Source organism: Streptosporangium sp. NPDC005286 (genome assembly GCF_040607515.1).
Classification (GTDB): Bacteria; Actinomycetota; Actinomycetes; order Streptosporangiales; family Streptosporangiaceae; genus Streptosporangium.
Window position 1 is genome coordinate 14,237 of record NZ_JBEXGU010000117.1, and the last position, 15,612, is coordinate 29,848.

Here is a 15,612-nt window from a genome sequence, read left to right on the forward strand (position 1 = left end):
TCACCTCAGGCGTGCGAGGACGAGGTGCCGGGACGGGACGAGCCCCGCGAGCGGTTCCCTGCCGGTGACGACGACGGCGGTGAAGCCGAGCGTCAGCAGTGGCGGCAGGCGGTCGGTGTCCCGCGCGCCGTCGGCGTCGTCGACCAGCAGCAGGCACCGCCCGCCCGAGGCCGGGGACGTCATGCGAGCTATGCGCGCCTGCCGCACGGCGGTGCGCAGCTCGCCGGGGCCGCGCCGGTCACTGCCGAGGGCGAGGAAGAGCACGTCCAGTGCCATCCGCTGGCGCAGCACGTGGGCGCACTGGACGGCGAGGGTGGTCTTGCCGACTCCGGCCGGGCCCGTGACGGTCACCAGCGCGGGTTCCCCGCCACCGGAGGCGACCGACACCGTGTCCTCGACCTCCCGCAGCAGCGGGAGCCGGCTCAGCGCGACGGTGCCGCTCACCGAGGGCAGGCCCCACTCCGGAGGCGGCGCCACGGCGGGAGCGCCGAGCGAGCGGGGCGGCGCCGCCTCGAAGGTCACCCGGTCCTCACCGGTCAGTTCAAGGGCGGCGGCCAGGCGACGCACCGAGGTGCGGTGCGGGTAACGGGTGCGACCCCGCTCAAGGTCACGCAGCGTGCGCACGCTCAGGCGGGCGCGTTCGGCCAGCTCCTCCTGGGTCAGCCGCGCCTTGTCGCGATGGGTGCGCAGCAGCTGAGCGAATCCCAGGCTGTCGGACAACAGTGCAGACCTCACGTGAACCCTCCCGGTGACGACCAGATGCCGTCACCGTAGGAAGTGCCGGTAATCGTCGGATATCGCCGCGATATCGCCGGTCATTCCTCCTGGTCACCCCGCATGCGCGCTGGCAGCGTGAGATGCATGCTTCCGACAGGACGGATACGACGGGGCCCGGCGCCGCTACTGGACGACGCGGTCCTGACCCAGCGGTTCGACTGGGAGACGCGCACCCTGCTGCGGCACTACCGCTGGATCGAGCTGACCCACACCGGCGAGTACGCCCGCATGGGGCTGCTCGACCGGGACGCGGCCGAGCGGATCCGCCGGGCGGTGCTGGACCTGACGCCCGAGCAGGTCGGCGCCGAGCGCGCGGCGGCCATGTCGGATCCGCTGTTCGCCCTGGAGAGGTGCGTCCAGGCACACGTACCCGAGAGCGCGCACGCCTGGCACGTCGACCGCAGCCGCAACGACGTTCAGGCCTGCGCCCAGCTCATGCTCGGCAGGGAACGGCTGCTGGAGACCGCGACCGCGGTGAGCCGGCTGGCCCGCGCCGCGCTGCAGACCGCAGCCGGGCACACCGAGTCGATCATGCCGGGGTACACCCAGCACCAGACCGCGCAGACCATGACCTTCGGCTTCTACCTGGCCGCGCTCGCCGAGGCGGTGACCGGTGCCGCCGAGTCGCTGCAGGCGCTGTTCGACGCGGTCAACCTCTGCCCGCTGGGCGCCGGGGCGATGGCCGGTCTGGAGCTGCCGTGGGACCGGGGGCGGATCGCGGTCGCGCTGGGTTTCGACGGCCCGCAGCCGCACGCGCTGACCTCGGTCGCCTCCCGCTCCTGGGTGCTGCGCACGGCCGGGGAGCTGTCGGTGCTCGGTACCACGCTGAGCCGTTTCCTGACCGACCTGATCTGGTGGAGCGGGTCGAGCTGCCGCTTCATCGACCTGCCGGACGAGCTCGCCGGCATCTCCTCGGCGATGCCGCACAAGCGCAACTTCCCGATCCTGGAACGGGTCCGCGGGATGAGCGGCCACCTGGTCGGGCTCTCGTACGACCTCATGATCGGTCAGCGCAACACCGGCTACACCAACCTCGTGGAGGTCTCCAAGGAGAGCACCCGCTTCCTGGAGGACCTCTTCACGACCTGCCACACGATGCTGGCGCTGTTCGAACGGGTGGTCACGGACGTGCGGTTCCACCCGGAACGGGCCCGCCGGGTGGTGCGGGACGAGCTGATGGCCGCCTCGACCGTCGCCAACCACCTCACCCTGGAGCACGGCGTGCCGGCCAGGGACGCGCAGGTGCTCGTCGGCGCGTGGATCTCGGCCGCCCTGGAGCGGCTCGGCCCCGCAGACACCCTCACCCCCGGCCTGCTCTCGGCGCCGGACCTGGTCTCCGCGGGCGAACGGCTCGGCTTCACCCTGGCCCTCACGGAGAACGAGGTACGCGAGCTGCTGGATCCGGAGGCGGGCGTGTGGCGCAAGCAGACCGCCGGCTCGACCCGCCCCGAGCAGGTCCGTCTCCTCCTGGAGCAGGTCGGCGACCGGCTGGCCGCCGTCGACCGGGGAGCCGCCGAGCGGTCCCGATGGCTGCGAGACGCCTGGGAGCACACCACCGGCACGAAGGCGGGCGAGCTGACATGACCATCCAGATGCCGATCCGGGAGAGCGACGGCCGCAGCGGAGGGGTCGGCCGGGGACGTGCCCCAGGCACCTTCGGCGAACTCCTGCAGGGGATCCTGGGATCCGGTACGGACTTCCTGGTGACCTTCCCCGTGGACCTGTACGTGGAGGCCGCCTTCGAACCCGATCCCCAGCTGGACCAGGTGATCGTCTCACCGCCGCACAAGAACAAGGCACGGCGCCTCGCCGCCGGGATCATGTCCCACTACGGGGTGCACACCGGCGGCTGGCTGATGCTCAACAGCGCGCTCCCCGAGGGCAAGGGCATGGCCAGCTCCACCGCCGATCTGGTCGCCACCGCGCGCGCGGTGGACTCGGCCTTCCGCCTCAAGCTCCCCAACCGGCTGCTGAAACAGATGATGGCCGAGATCGAGCCGTCCGACGGGGTCATGCATCCGGGGATCACCGCGTTCTTCCACCGGCAGGTGCGGCTGCACCGGCGGATGGGCACGCTCCCCCAGCTGACCATCGCCGGGATCGACGACGGGGAGAGCGTCGACACCGTCGCCTTCAACCGGTCGAGGAAGCCGATTCCCGCCCACTGGGCGGTGCGCTACGGCGAGTTGCTCGACCAGCTCACCCACGCCGTACGCGACCACGACCTGGCCGCTGTGGGCCAGGTCGCCACCGCCAGCGCACGGCTGTTCCAGACCTTCAACCCCAAACCCCATCTGGCGGCGGTGGAGGAGATCTGCCACGACGTCGGCGGGCTCGGCACGGTCGTCGGTCACAGCGGTACGTGCCTGGGCATCCTGCTGGCCCGGCACGATCCCGAGCACGGTCCCCGGCTGGCCCGCGCCCTCACGGAGCTGGAGCGGCTGGGGCGGCCCCTCATCGTCTGTAGGAGCACGAGCCGGACATGACACTCAGAACTGACGCCATCGACGCCATCGGCCGTACTCCACTGATGCGTCTGCGCGCGACCGGCGGGGCGACCGTCCACGCGAAGCTGGAGCTGGCCAACCCGTACGGAATGAAGGACCGCGTCGCCAGGCAGGCGATCCTGACCGCCAGGGCCGAGGGGGTGCTGACCGACGGCGGCCTGATCGTGGAGAGCTCCTCGGGCACCCTGGCCATGGGGGTCGCGCTGGTCGGCACGTACCTCGGCCACGAGGTGCACATCGTCACCGACCCCCGGATCGACCCGATCACCATGGCCAAGCTGGAGGCGCTGGGCGCCACTCTGGACATCGTGCCCGCCATGACCGGCAACGGCTGGCAGAGCGCCAGGCTGGAGCGGCTGCGGGCCGTACTGGCCGCCAACCCCGGCGCGTTCTGGCCCAGGCAGTACGACAACCCGGCCAACCCCGCCGCCTACGACCGCCTCGCCGAGGAGGTGATCTCGGAGATCGGCCGGGTCGACGTACTGGTGGGCGCGGTGGGCAGCGGCGGCTCGCTGTGCGGGACGGCGCGGGCGCTGCGCCGGACCAACCCCGCACTGCGGGTGGTCGCCGTGGACGCCGTCGGCAGCGCCATCTTCGGCCAGCCCGACGTGCCGAAGCGGTTGCAGAGCGGACTGGGCAACAGCCTGGTTCCGGCCAACGTCGATTTCTCGGTCATCGACGAGGTCCACTGGCTGTCGGACCGGGAGGCCTTCGCCGCCACCCTGGAGCTCGCCTCGCACGAGAAGGTCTTCGCGGGCAACAGCTCCGGCTCCGCCTACCAGGTGGCGCGCTGGCTCGGCTCGCGGCTCGACCCGGACGTGTCGGTGGTGGTGATCTTCCCCGACCGGGGCGACCGGTACGTCAACACCATCTACAGCGCCGAGTACCGGGCGGCGCACGGCCTGACCGACCTGCGCCCGCCGCTCGCCCCCGAACCGATCCAGCTCACCGACACCGCCGTGACCTGGTCCTACGCGACGCTCGGCCGGTCCTTGGAGTACGCATGAACCCCGTCCTCGTCTTCGTCGAGTCCAACACCACCGGCTCCGGGATGCTGGCCTTCGCCAGGGCCGCCGCGCTGGGGTTCACCCCGGTGCTGGCCACCGCCGACCCGGCCCGCTACACCGGGCTGGCGGCCACCGGGGTGCGGGTCGCCACCTGCGACACGGACTCTCCCGCCACCCTGGCGACAGAGCTGCGCCGCGCCCTGGGGGAGATCGCCGGGGTCACCACGACCAGCGAGTTCTACACCGTCGCGGTCGCCCGGCTGGCCGCCGACCTCGGGCTGCCCGGCAACCCACCGGAGGCCGTCGCCGCCTGCCGGGACAAGGGGCGGACCCGCCGGATCCTGGCCGCGGCCCGGCTGCCCTCCCCCGCCTTCGAACTGGTCGGCCCCTGCGACGACATCGACACCCGAGTCGTGATCGCGCTGTCGCGGATCGCGCTGCCCTGCGTCGTCAAGCCCGTCGACGACACCGGCTCGCTGAGCGTGGTGCTCTGTCACACGCCCGGGGAGGTGGCGGCCCACTGCCGCCGGATCACCTCGGCCGCCGTCAACGTACGGGGCCAGGCCACCGCGAGGACCGCGCTGATCGAGGGCTATCTGGCAGGCCCCGAGTACAGCGTCGAGACGGTCGGCTCCGGCGGGTCGCACCGCTGTGTCGGCGTCACCGCCAAGCAGGTGACGGCGCCGCCGCACTTCGTGGAGCGCGGGCACGTCTTCCCCGCGCCGCTGCCGGCGGACGAGACCCGAATCCTCGCCGAAACCGCGTTCCGCGCGCTGACCGCCGTCGGTGTCACCCACGGTGCCACCCACATCGAGATGAAGCTCATCGACGGCCACGCGTACGTCGTGGAGATCAACGCCCGTCCCGCGGGGGGCATGATCCCCGAGGTCATCGCGCGGGCGAGTGGCTTCGACCTGCTCGACGCCCACCTACGGGCCGCGGTCGACCTGGAGCAGCTGCCGCTGCCCGAGCGGTTCGCCCCGGCGGGGATCGCCTTCCTGCTGCCGCCGGAGCGCGCCGCGACCGGGCGGGGGAAGGCCGTCCTGCGGGAGGTGGCCGGGATGCGGGAGGCCGGTGCCGTGCCGGGCGTCGACACGGTGGCCGTCACCGCGCCGCAGGGTTCCGAGGTGCGGCCGGCCCGCAGCAGCTACGACCGGCTGGGCTATGTGATCGCGCACGCGTCCGGCCATCGCGAGCTGGAGGAGACGCTGAACACCGCGCTCGGCCACCTGCGGCCCGTGCTGCTCCACGAGTTTCCGCCGATCGAGATCCCCCGCCAGGAGTACCGGACCTCATTCTCCTGAATCTCCGCCCCGGCCTCCGTACTCAGAACTCCCCCGATTGGAAATCCCATGACGAGCGTGCTGGACAACCCCCACCTGGTCGCCGGAGAGAACGACGACGGCGGCGAGATCGAGCTGCGCAGCGACACCTTCACGCTGCCCACCCCCGCGATGCTGGAGGCCGCCGCGAACGCACCGCTGGGCGACGACGTCTACGGCGAGGACCCGACGGTGGCCAAGCTGGAACGGCTGGCGGCCAACCTGCTCGGCAAGGCCGCGGGCTGCCTGATGCCGAGCGGCACCATGGCCAACCTCGCCGCGCTGCTCGCGCACTGCCCGCGCGGCGGCAAGGCGATCGTCGGCCACGAGTCCGACCTGTACGTCTACGAGGCCGGGGGCGCCTCGATGTGCGGCGGCATCGTCTACGAGCCGCTCGCCAACCTGCCCGACGGGACGATCAGCCTGGAGGACATCGCCGAGGCGTGCACCGTCGACCGTACCGACCCGCAGATCGCCCCTCCGGCGCTGGTCAGCCTGGAGACGCCGCAGAACCGGTGCGGCGGCCTGCCGCTCCAGCTCGACTACCTCGCCGAGGTGGCCCAGCTGACCCGCTCGCACGGCGTGGCGCTGCACCTGGACGGGGCGCGCATCTTCAATGCCTCGGTCGCGCTGGGCATCACCCCCGCGGAGATCGCCTTCTACGCCGACACCGTGCAGGTCTGCCTGTCCAAGGGCCTGTGCGCGCCGATCGGATCGGTGCTGGTGGGCGACCGGGCGATCATCGCCCAGGCCAGGCGGATGCGGAAGATGCTCGGCGGCGGCATGCGGCAGGCCGGCATGATCGCGGCCTGCGGCATCATCGCCCTCACCGAGATGACCGGCAGGCTGGCCGAGGACCACGAGAAGGCCGCCCGCCTCGCCCGCGGACTGGCACGGCTGCCCGGCGTACGGCTGAACCCCGGCCCGCCGATCACGAACATGGTCTTCTTCCGGGTACGCGACGAGCGCTACACCACCCGGTCGTTCATCGCGGCGGCCCGGCGCAGAGGCGTCCGGGTGGAGGAGCTGGGGCACGGGCGGATTCGGGCGGTGACCCACGCGGGGGTCAGCGCGGACGCCGTCGACCGGGCGATCGGGGTCTTCGCCGAACTGCTCGCCCCCACCGGCCGATGAGAACCCACCGGGGCGGGGAGACCATGCGAACGGACGAAAACAGCACGTCGGCACAGTGGACAGCGGACACCGGCAGGCCCGCGGAACGGGGAGCGGCGGACCTCTCCGAGAGCAAACCGCCGAAACAGCGAACAGCGGACACCGACCGGGACCGGCCTGCGGAACCACAGGCGACGAGCGCCACGGCAAACGAACCACCGAAACAGCGGGCCGGGGGAAACGCGGGCCGTCCGGGGCTGGGGCGCTCGTTTCATCACCTGTGGGCGGCGTCCGGCCTGTCGAACCTGGCCGACGGCGTCCTGCTCGTCGGCGTCCCCCTGCTCGCGGTCTCCCTCACTCGCTCACCGGCGCAGGTGGCGCTGGTCAGTGCCGCGACGACGCTGCCGTGGCTGCTGCTGGCCCTGCACGCGGGCGCGATCGCCGACCGCCTCGACCGGCGCCGGATCATGGTCCTGGCGGGCTGGTCCCGCGCCGCCGTACTGGCCGCGACGGCCGCCGCCGCCTGGCTGGACCTGCTGAGCCTGCCGGTGCTGGTGGCGGCGGTGCTGCTCGCCGGTGCCGCTGAGGTGTTCGCCGACACCTCGGCCCAGTCGGCGCTGCCGATGACCGTGACCGGCGACCGGCTGGGCGCGGCCAACGGTCGGCTCGTCGCCACCCAGACCCTCGGCAACCACTTCCTCGGCGCCCCGCTCGCGGGCCTGCTGGTCGGCATCGCCACCACCGCCGTGTTCGGCACGGCCGCCCTGCTGTACGCGGCCGGCGCGCTGTTGCTGCTCGGCATGCGCGGCCGGTTCCGCCCGGAGGCCGCCCCCGCCCAGGCGCTGCGCGCCGACATCGCCGACGGCATGCGCCACCTGTGGGGACACCGCGCCCTGCGCGGCCTGGCCGCGTACTCCGGCGTGCTCAACCTCGCCTACGGCGCCTACTTCGCGGTCTTCGTGCTCTGGGTGGTCGGTGACGGCTCCCGGGTGGGACTCACCCCCGGCCAGTACGGCCTCCTGGCGGCGACCCTGGCCGCCGGCGCGGTGGCCGGTTCGGTGCTCTCCGGCTCACTCACCCGCCTGACCGGCGAGAACGGCGCCCTGGTGGGCGTCACACTGCTCAATGCTCTGCTGCTGCTGGTGCCCCTCCTCCTCCCCTCTCCCCTGGTGGTCTTCCCCGCCGCCGCGGGCATCGGCGCGGCCAACGCCGTCACCAACGTCGTCTCCGTCTCGCTGCGCCAGCGGCTCATCCCCGAGGGTCTGCTCGGCCGGGTGAACGCCACCTGCCGCCTGATCGGCATGGGCGCCATGCCGCTGGGCGCCGCCTCCGCCGGCCTGCTCGCCACCCTGGCGGGCCTGTCCGCCGTCTTCTGGTCCGCCTGCGTACTCTCCCTGCTCGCGGCGGCTCTCATCCTGCGCGGTGGGGAGGCCGGGGGTCCGGCACGAGGCCACCGCGGGGCCGCGAGCCGCGAATGAGGCGGCTGTCCGACACCACGGCCGACGGTCAGGAGACCCTGATCCGGTAAAACGCACGGATGGTCCGGCTCCCCACCCGTGGTCATCGGCCGGTGGGTCGGGTCGGATCGACCGCTGGGGGTTCGTCAGAAGTGCGGCCGCCGATTGCCTGGCCGGGACCGAACTGGCCAAGGCGGTGCGGCCCGCCCGGCTGGCGCCCAGCACCCTCAGCGACCTGCTGTCCGGTGAGACGCGCCCGTCAGCCGAGACGCTGGAGCTGTTCCTGACCGCCTGCGGCGTGCCCGAGGAGGCTCGGGGGTCATGGCGGTCGGCGCGGAAGCGCGCCCTGACGGTCGCGCCGGCGCTGGCCGGGGTGGAGCAGGCCGATCCGCGCCTGTTGGGAGTCCATGCCGCGATCGAGGCCCCGGGCGCCACAGGTGAACTGCCGGTGTACGTGCTACGCGACACCGACACCGATCCGCGCGGGGTACGTGCCTTGGTTGGCCGGGCCGCCGAGCGGGGTGGCCTGGTGGTGCTGGTGGGCTCCTCATCGGTGGGTAAGACCCGCTGCGCCTATGAGGCGATCCGCGCCTTGGTGCCGCAGTGGTGGCTGCTGCACCCGGCCGATGCCGACCACGTCCGGCAGGCGGCCGCCGACCCGCCGTCGCGGCTGGTGGTGTGGCTGGATGAGCTGCACGGCGCCGCAGCGGCGTTGGCCCCGGTCGCCGCTCCCGGCACGATGGGGCGCCCCTCGGGCTACCTGGTCGCCGACTACCTGCAACAGCACGCCGGGGCTCAGCGGCGCACTACGAAGGTGCCCGGCGCGACTTGGCGGGCCTTATGCGAGCACCTGACCGACCCCGCCGACCAGGCCAGTACCGGTAGGGCCGCGCAGGATCGGTTGCTGTACTGCTACGCCGAACCTCTCTACCGGCACACCGCCGATGCGGGCGACGAAAGCGCCGCTACCAGTCTGGTCGGCCTGCTGGTCGAGCAGGGGCGGGCAGAGGAGGCCATCACGGTCCTGCGCACTCGCGCCGATACCGGCGACGACATCGCCGCTTTACGGCTGTCCGGCCTGCTGGTCGAGCAGGGGCGGGCAGAGGAACTACGCGTCCGCGCCGACACCGGCGCCCCACACGCCGCCGGCTGCCTGGCCGATCTGCTGGCAGAGCAGGGGCGAGTGGAGGAACTACGTGCTCGCGTCGACAGCGGCGACACAGGCGCCGCCTTCCGGCTGGTCGATTTGCTGGCAGAGCAGGGGCAGGTGGAGGAACTACGCACCCGCGCTGCTACCGGCAACCCATACGCCGCCCACCGGCCATGTAGGCAGTCGTCGAGCGCGTCAAGGTTCCAGCCGAAGTAGCCTCCAGGGCCGTTGATGGCCTCACCGAGGGCGCAGTAGAAGCCCTCGATGTCGGTGACGAACCGGCCGTCCAGGTGGTAAGTGTGCCCGGCGGGCAGGTCCGACCGCCCGTGGGGATGGTGGTACAAGGCCGCGCCGGCCCATTCGTGCCGCAGCGCCCGGTCGTAGCCAGCCCACAGGCCTGGCCGGGGGGGCCGGCCGGTATGCCACAACTGCCAGATCTCGCGGGCACCGCTGGGCAGCGGATCGTCGATTCCGCCGTCGAGGACGATGTCGAGGAGTCCGTCGCCCAGCGGGGAGGGGCGTGAGCATGTCACGGTGGCAAGCACCGCTCTGCCCGTCGACACGGCCAAGCCGGTGCTGTCGACGGCATGGATTGCCGCCTGCAGATGACGTCGCCGGGTGGATCGGCGTTCCAGAAGGGCGCGCAACGGTGCCTCGGGCCGACAGCCGAGAAGGGTCACCTGGTGAACAGGCGGAGTCGGGCGCTCACGGAAGACCCCGGCAGTGCCTCGGCAGTTGCCCAGCGGTTCCTCGTCGTGACCGGTCAGCAGAAACTCTTGCGCGCCGGGTGGCTGCGCCGGTGGCCATCCCAGTTCCGGCAGGATGCGCAGATGTCCGCAGAGGTCGATGTCAACGAGTCCTGGCCCCGCCTGCGACGGGCGGTGGCCGAGCACCGTGACATCGAACAGTTCCTCCATGCGCGAACATTCGGGGGCGTAGCTCCGGCGGCCGTCCGGCGGCGGCCGCTGCGGATCGTGCACCGGATCCAGCACAGATGTCCCTCGGCAGCGTCCTCGGCGGCGTCTACGCCACCCTGCATCCCCAGCGGGTCGGCCGGATGGTGCTGGACGCCGGGCTCAACCCCCGGCAGTCGGTGCTCGAGGTGGTAACGCAGCTCACCCGCACCTACCAGCTCTTCTACGAGAGGTTCCTGGCCGGGTGCGTCAAGAAGGGCTGTGACCTGGGCAAGGACACCAAGGAGGTCGACAGCGCCGTCGAGGGACTGGTCGAGCGGCTCAAGCGCAAGCCGCTCGAGGTCGGCGACCGCCGCCTCGGCGCCAGCCTGGCGATCGCCGCCCTGCATGCAACGAGCGTCGGCGAGGCGTACTGGCAGGAGCTGGAAGCCAGGTTCGCCAAGGCGATCAAGGGCGACGGTGGTCCCCTGCTGGAGCTCGCCGACGCGATGACCGGTCGCCAAGGCGACACCTACAGCCCCTTCGGGATCTTCGGCTCGGCCCCGTACGGCAGCGGGGTCTACTGCCGTGACCGCGAACGGCCCGCCATACGGGACCTGCCCTGGATCGAGGCCAAGCTGACCCGTATCTCCCCGATCTTCGGCCAGCTCAGCCCGACGACCACCTTCCTGCTCCCCTCATGCGCGCAGTGGCCGGTGCCCGTCGACCCCGAAGGCCGCACGGTCAGGCACACCGGCTCGGCCCCGATCGTGGTGATCAGCTCGGAGAAGGACACGGCCGCACCGACCAAGGAGGCGGCGAGCCTGACCAGGCAGCTCACCAACGGCGTGCTGGTCACCTACGGAGGCGATCTGCACGGCGCTTACCCGGCCGGTGGTCCCTGCATCACCGGCGTCGTCGAGGACTACGTGGTGAACGGCAAGGTCCCCGCCAAGGGAACCTCCTGCCCTGCCACCTAATGGCAGTGCCATGACACGTTTCCGGCGTAACCCTCCGGACCACCGCTGTCTTCTGGGGGCAGGCGTGCCCGCCGGCCGAGCACCGGGGGTAGGCGGCCTTGGCCGCGGCCTGGTGGACCTTCTCCACCTCGATGTCGTGATCCCACATGTCGCCGAAGTCGTAGCGATAGCCGAGCCAGTCCCCGGCCTTCGGGATGAGACCGGCCATCGTCACCGCCGTCTCGTCACGGGCGTTGTCGCCGTACTGCCGATCTCCGTCGGAGAACACGTGCAGGTGGTGCCGCTCCCAGCCCATCGCGACCTGCATCACCTCGTGCAAGTCGGCCAAAGTCGCCATCGACGGCACGTGGACACGCCGCCACACCGGCGGGTGAACCTCCCGCAACACGCGTCGTCATCAACCGCGGGAATACCCGATAAGCGGTCCGCTCCACCGACGTCACCGCACACGCCTCCTGGCAGCCCGACCTAACGGACGATACACACCGTAGTGAGGCGAACATGCACACAGCGGCGAAACAGATCAGAACGCCAAAAATCTGCCGGATCAACCTTTCAAGATCAACTCAATGTGGATTTTGAGCTTATGTGGGCTGCTCCCCATCTGCAGCTCGTCCGTCGTCCCGGAGCCGAGCTGGAACTCCTGGGCCGGACATGCGACGAGCCGATCCTTCCTACCGTCGGGGATGTCGGACCCGCCTGCCATACTCGCCGCGATCATGATGGAGAAAGCCTGAGGGGACCGATGCGCAAGATCATGCCCGCGGATTACGCGTGGGAGGACGACTGGCAGGAAGAGATCTACACCGTCACCTTCGTTCACGACCTGGATGAGCGCGAGACGCTCCGGCGGTTCGGAGTAGCCGACGACAACATCCGTGCGGTGGACGACGAGAAGCTCATGGAACGCATCGAGGAGACCGAGGGCTGCTGCGACATGGTGCTGGCGACCCGGTCCGGCGATTGGACAATCGCCTTCGAGTACAGCGGCTGGGAGGGGACCCGGCCCGAGACCCTGCGCGAGTTGACCCGCAACGGCGGTGAAGCCGTCTCCGTCATGCGCCACAACTACGCGTCCTCGCATGACTTCGAACATGCCGTAGACGGCCGGATCCGGACGGCCTTTCGCCCGCAGACACCGCAGGAGCGCTGGGGCAGCCACCCCGACGCTCTCAACGAGGACATGCGCGAGCTGGGCCTGGAGCCCGAACCGGACGAGGAGTTTCAGTACCTGCCTGGCTCCATTCCTGCCGCCCTCGCCCTGGCCAGTCGTATCTGCGGGGTGCTGTTCACTCCCGCGCTGCTGGACGGGCCGCTGCTGAGCGGAGTCATCACCGACCCGGTTCCCGGCGACCCCCCGGAAGGCGACCCGCTCGCCCGGCACGCCCTGCGGGCCGTCGACCGCAGGCTCGCCGAGGCCATTGACGGCGCCTCCCCTGACCTCCAGCGGCGGGCCGCGATCGCCGAGGCCCGCCGCCAGTGCGGGCTGGCAGGCGTAGCCGGCCACCCGGTGCTCGCCGAGGCGCTCGCCCGGGCCGAGCGGGGCGAAACGCCCCCGGTCGGGCACGACTCCCCGCTCGCCGAGCTCATCCGCGGCTATGAGTCGGAGCTGACCGGCCATCCGATCGACAGCGCCACCGGCGAGTGGATGACGAGCCCGTCCGCGGATCCGCACCGCTCTCCGGGCGACAGGCGCAACATCTTCTCCATCGATACCGCGACCGGCATGCCGACCTGCCCGAGCTGCAGGTGGCATCACCGCCCGGGTGAGGAGGAGCGGGAGGAGGCCCGGCCTCGCCGGCAGACGGCGGTGGCGGTGCGCCATGCCCTGTCACCCGATGCCAGAAGGGCCGCCTACAGCACCCACTTCGCCCTGGTCCACGGGGATCAGGTCATGGCTGACCGCGATCACGCGGCGGCCGTCGCCGCAATGCTGCGCGCCGCCTCGGCATAGCAGGTCCCTAGTCCTGCAGATCAGGATCGGAAACGCGTGCCGACCGCCGGCTCACACGGTCCGTGAGCGACATCCTGCTCCTGCCTGCGAAAGCAGCGGTCTTCCCGTCGGCCTGCGCGGCGCAAGAGCCAGCCCAGTCCCAGGATCGGCACAGGCGGTCACGCTGCCCCGCCCTCTACGAAGATCTTCCTCGACCCACTCGACAATGACGAAAGAGACCATCACGTGGATGACGGACGGCCCGCAGCCGATGAGGTGTACAAGCACTATCGGCGGCTTGTCGGCGAGCCCGTGCCACCTGCACTGGATGTGGCGTTGTGCTGGACGGTCGTCGTTCCCAACGTCGGCGCGGCGCCTCTCACCGTGGAAGACATCGGTACCCGATTGAGCGGGGGCACCGGGCACGAGGTCCACGAAGCGGCCGGCCTTGACGTCGTCGACCTTCCCGACTATCGCCTGAATCCGCCTCCGGTGGCGGTGGACCGGGCCGGGTCAGCGATCGTCTTGTACGGACTCGACTATCTCGGGGTGCCTCCGGCAGTGACTCGGCCCCTGAGCACAAATGCCCGCGTCTACAACGCCTGGTGGAACGTCAACTCCGTGAACTACCTGTCCCTCGCCGTCGACGGCGAGGTCCTCCTGTCGATCGACGGGCTGTTCCCTGGACGCCCTGAGGACCACCCGAACCTGGCATGGTGGCCGGAATTGACGGCGATCAGCGGCTTCTTCCTCGACTACGAGGACACCGCCTGGACCGGGAGAGACGACAACTGGGACTGGAGGGCGGGCTTCTTGACGGGCATCGAGTTGGCTACAGGAGTGCGGCTGGACCGCAGGTGGTTGAATGCGGAACATCCCTACCTGACCTGCTCAGGCCCTGTTACGCACTGAACGCCCAAACTCATCCAGAAACCCAGCGGCTTACGTACACCACTTCGCTGGATGTGACCTGCGACTGATATCTCCAGACCTGGGAGAATAGTCAGATGCCCCAGCCATCGACCTCGCTTTCAGCCCGGTGGCCGGTCGCGCCCTCCAGTGCCACCGACTGGCTGCGAGAACTTGTCGGCGACGGCCTCACCGGCTTCATGCCGCCTCCGCTCCCGGACGCAGCCTGGGTACTGAACGCTATGTACGAGCATGATCAGGCCCCTACCGATATCTCCTATGACGACGTTCACCGCGCCGCGATCGCGGACGGAAGCGTGCCCCCCGAGATCGTCGGTGGCCTCGACATGAACACCGTGGGAACCGTCATCGGAGGCGGCCTCGGCCGCGCCGAGCACCCCGGCCCCGGCTGGAAACGGCTGCGCTGGGCCGACCTTGCGCAACGCAGCGGCGATCCGGTAGTCCCCGAAGGTCTCCTGCCTTGTTACCGCTGCTTCCCCTCCGTCCCTGTCAACGGCAGCTGGCCCATCTCGATCGCTCCGCCGACCGAGGGCAGCATGGACCGCGAGACCTGGAACCATCTGATCGGCCTGCTCCGTGCCCATAGCCCTGGGGGCGCGGACACCCGCTGCCTGGCCTACTACAGCCCCCTGATGCTCGGGGCGACCGATTTCGAGAACCTCCATGTGCGTGCGGGTCGTCTCGGCGATGCCGAGATCTTGTACGACAACCCCGAGGTCGACTTCAGCCCGTCCAACCTCTGGGCCGAGGACCATTCATGGATCATCTGCACCGACTACGACCTGTGGGCCACCAAGGTGGCCGGGCCCGCCTCGCTCATCGACGTGCTTCTGAAAGACTCCGAGATCGAAGCGGTACGGCTGCCCTGGGCTCCATGACTGGGGCGCCGTTAAAGATCGCCGCGCCAGAGGCGAGACATGAGTTGTCCCTCGGGACAGGAAGTTCGCGGTCCGGTACGTCGCTGTGGGCGGGATGCTGTGTCGCTGCTCGTGCACCGTTCCGTTCGAGATCAGGTCCGGGCAGGATGGGCGGCATGCGTGACTGGATGCTTGATTTCGCGGATTACGTCCGGGAGCTGTTACCCGAGGGGCTCGCCGAGCCGTTCATTGCCCTGGCTCGTCCGGCCATCCGGCTGTCGATCATCGAGGAGGGCGAGAGCACGGTCGATTGGCCGGTAGGCCGGCTGGGCGGCCTACCCCGGCTGCCTGAGGGGGTGGCGTGGCCGCGCACCGATGGTGGTTCCGCGATGCGGTTTCTCGCCGAACTGGACTGTGTGGCGCTCGCGGCGTACGAGTCGGACATCGATCTGCCCGCCGAGGGCACGCTGTTGTTCTTCGCCACCTGGGACAGCGCGGCTGCGCAGGTGATTCCGCTGCCTGCCGGGGCCATACGCGCGCCCGATGGCGAGGTGCCCGTTGGTGGGGAGGAGCGGGTGTTCTCCGAGGCCCCGCTCGTCGCCGAGACCGTTGCCACCTGGCCGACGCGTGGCCATGACGAACTGGTCAAGCTGGGCGATGACTTCTGGGACCGCCTCGTGGGGGAG

General features: G+C 70.7%; 14 protein-coding genes and 1 pseudogene. 12 read left to right on the forward strand and 3 right to left on the reverse strand.

Annotated elements, in window-relative coordinates; translation table 11 throughout:
* Complete coding sequence (locus ABZU75_RS32170; RefSeq protein ID WP_355562411.1) at window positions 1-735, reverse strand: helix-turn-helix domain-containing protein; 735 nt, start codon at window positions 733-735, stop codon at window positions 1-3.
* A gap of 126 nt (window positions 736-861) precedes the next feature.
* On the opposite strand from ABZU75_RS32170, the gene ABZU75_RS32175 reads away from it, so the two are divergent.
* From ABZU75_RS32175 to ABZU75_RS32205, 7 genes are read left to right on the forward strand one after another with little or no spacing between them, the layout of a single operon-like run.
* Window positions 862-2,361 (forward strand): lyase family protein, encoded by a 1,500-nt coding sequence (locus ABZU75_RS32175; protein ID WP_355562413.1) that lies wholly within the window; start codon window positions 862-864, stop codon window positions 2,359-2,361.
* Complete coding sequence (locus ABZU75_RS32180; RefSeq protein ID WP_355562416.1) at window positions 2,358-3,263, forward strand: hypothetical protein; 906 nt, start codon at window positions 2,358-2,360, stop codon at window positions 3,261-3,263. Before ABZU75_RS32175 ends, ABZU75_RS32180 begins: the two co-directional genes overlap by 4 nt.
* Window positions 3,260-4,291: a cysteine synthase family protein gene (locus ABZU75_RS32185; RefSeq protein WP_355562419.1), complete on the forward strand. Its 1,032-nt coding sequence runs from the start codon at window positions 3,260-3,262 to the stop codon at window positions 4,289-4,291. The genes ABZU75_RS32180 and ABZU75_RS32185 overlap by 4 nt, the downstream gene beginning before the upstream one ends.
* Entirely contained in the window at window positions 4,288-5,595 is a 1,308-nt protein-coding gene (locus ABZU75_RS32190; protein WP_355562422.1) for an ATP-grasp domain-containing protein, read from the forward strand. Before ABZU75_RS32185 ends, ABZU75_RS32190 begins: the two co-directional genes overlap by 4 nt.
* A 48-nt stretch (window positions 5,596-5,643) precedes the next feature.
* A complete protein-coding gene (locus ABZU75_RS32195; protein WP_355562425.1) occupies window positions 5,644-6,747 on the forward strand; it encodes a GntG family PLP-dependent aldolase in 1,104 nt (367 codons plus the stop codon).
* A 23-nt stretch (window positions 6,748-6,770) separates the two neighbouring features.
* Window positions 6,771-8,204, forward strand: a complete 1,434-nt coding sequence (locus ABZU75_RS32200) for an MFS transporter (RefSeq protein ID WP_355562428.1) — start codon at window positions 6,771-6,773, stop codon at window positions 8,202-8,204.
* On the forward strand, window positions 8,149-9,549 hold the full coding sequence (locus ABZU75_RS32205) for a helix-turn-helix domain-containing protein (protein WP_355562431.1): 1,401 nt from the start codon (window positions 8,149-8,151) through the stop codon (window positions 9,547-9,549). The genes ABZU75_RS32200 and ABZU75_RS32205 overlap by 56 nt, the downstream gene beginning before the upstream one ends.
* Window positions 9,550-9,560: 11 nt before the next feature.
* Here ABZU75_RS32205 and ABZU75_RS32210 read toward each other — a convergent pair.
* Window positions 9,561-9,761, reverse strand: a pseudogene (locus ABZU75_RS32210) (hypothetical protein); the annotation flags it as partial.
* Window positions 9,762-10,327: 566 nt separating this feature from the next.
* Between ABZU75_RS32210 and ABZU75_RS32215 the strand changes: the two are divergent.
* Window positions 10,328-11,206, forward strand: a complete 879-nt coding sequence (locus tag ABZU75_RS32215) for an alpha/beta hydrolase (RefSeq protein WP_355562434.1) — start codon at window positions 10,328-10,330, stop codon at window positions 11,204-11,206.
* Here the strand turns inward: ABZU75_RS32215 and ABZU75_RS32220 are convergent.
* Window positions 11,133-11,594 (reverse strand): plasmid pRiA4b ORF-3 family protein, encoded by a 462-nt coding sequence (locus tag ABZU75_RS32220; RefSeq protein WP_355562437.1) that lies wholly within the window; start codon window positions 11,592-11,594, stop codon window positions 11,133-11,135. The genes ABZU75_RS32215 and ABZU75_RS32220 overlap by 74 nt on opposite strands.
* A 357-nt stretch (window positions 11,595-11,951) precedes the next feature.
* Here ABZU75_RS32220 and ABZU75_RS32225 point away from each other — a divergent pair, with 357 nt between their 5' ends.
* The 4 genes from ABZU75_RS32225 to ABZU75_RS32240 form a co-directional block, all read left to right on the forward strand.
* A complete protein-coding gene (locus ABZU75_RS32225) occupies window positions 11,952-13,160 on the forward strand; it encodes a DUF6461 domain-containing protein (RefSeq protein WP_355562439.1) in 1,209 nt (402 codons plus the stop codon).
* Between the two features lie 225 nt (window positions 13,161-13,385).
* Window positions 13,386-14,051 carry a DUF6461 domain-containing protein gene (locus ABZU75_RS32230; RefSeq protein ID WP_355562441.1) on the forward strand — a complete coding sequence of 222 codons (666 nt, stop codon included), beginning with the start codon at window positions 13,386-13,388 and terminating at the stop codon, window positions 14,049-14,051.
* Between the two features lie 239 nt (window positions 14,052-14,290).
* Window positions 14,291-14,947 carry a hypothetical protein gene (locus tag ABZU75_RS32235; protein WP_355562444.1) on the forward strand — a complete coding sequence of 219 codons (657 nt, stop codon included), beginning with the start codon at window positions 14,291-14,293 and terminating at the stop codon, window positions 14,945-14,947.
* 155 nt (window positions 14,948-15,102) lie between these two features.
* A partial coding sequence (locus tag ABZU75_RS32240) for a DUF1963 domain-containing protein (RefSeq protein WP_355562446.1) occupies window positions 15,103-15,612 on the forward strand: 510 nt, incomplete at its 3' end.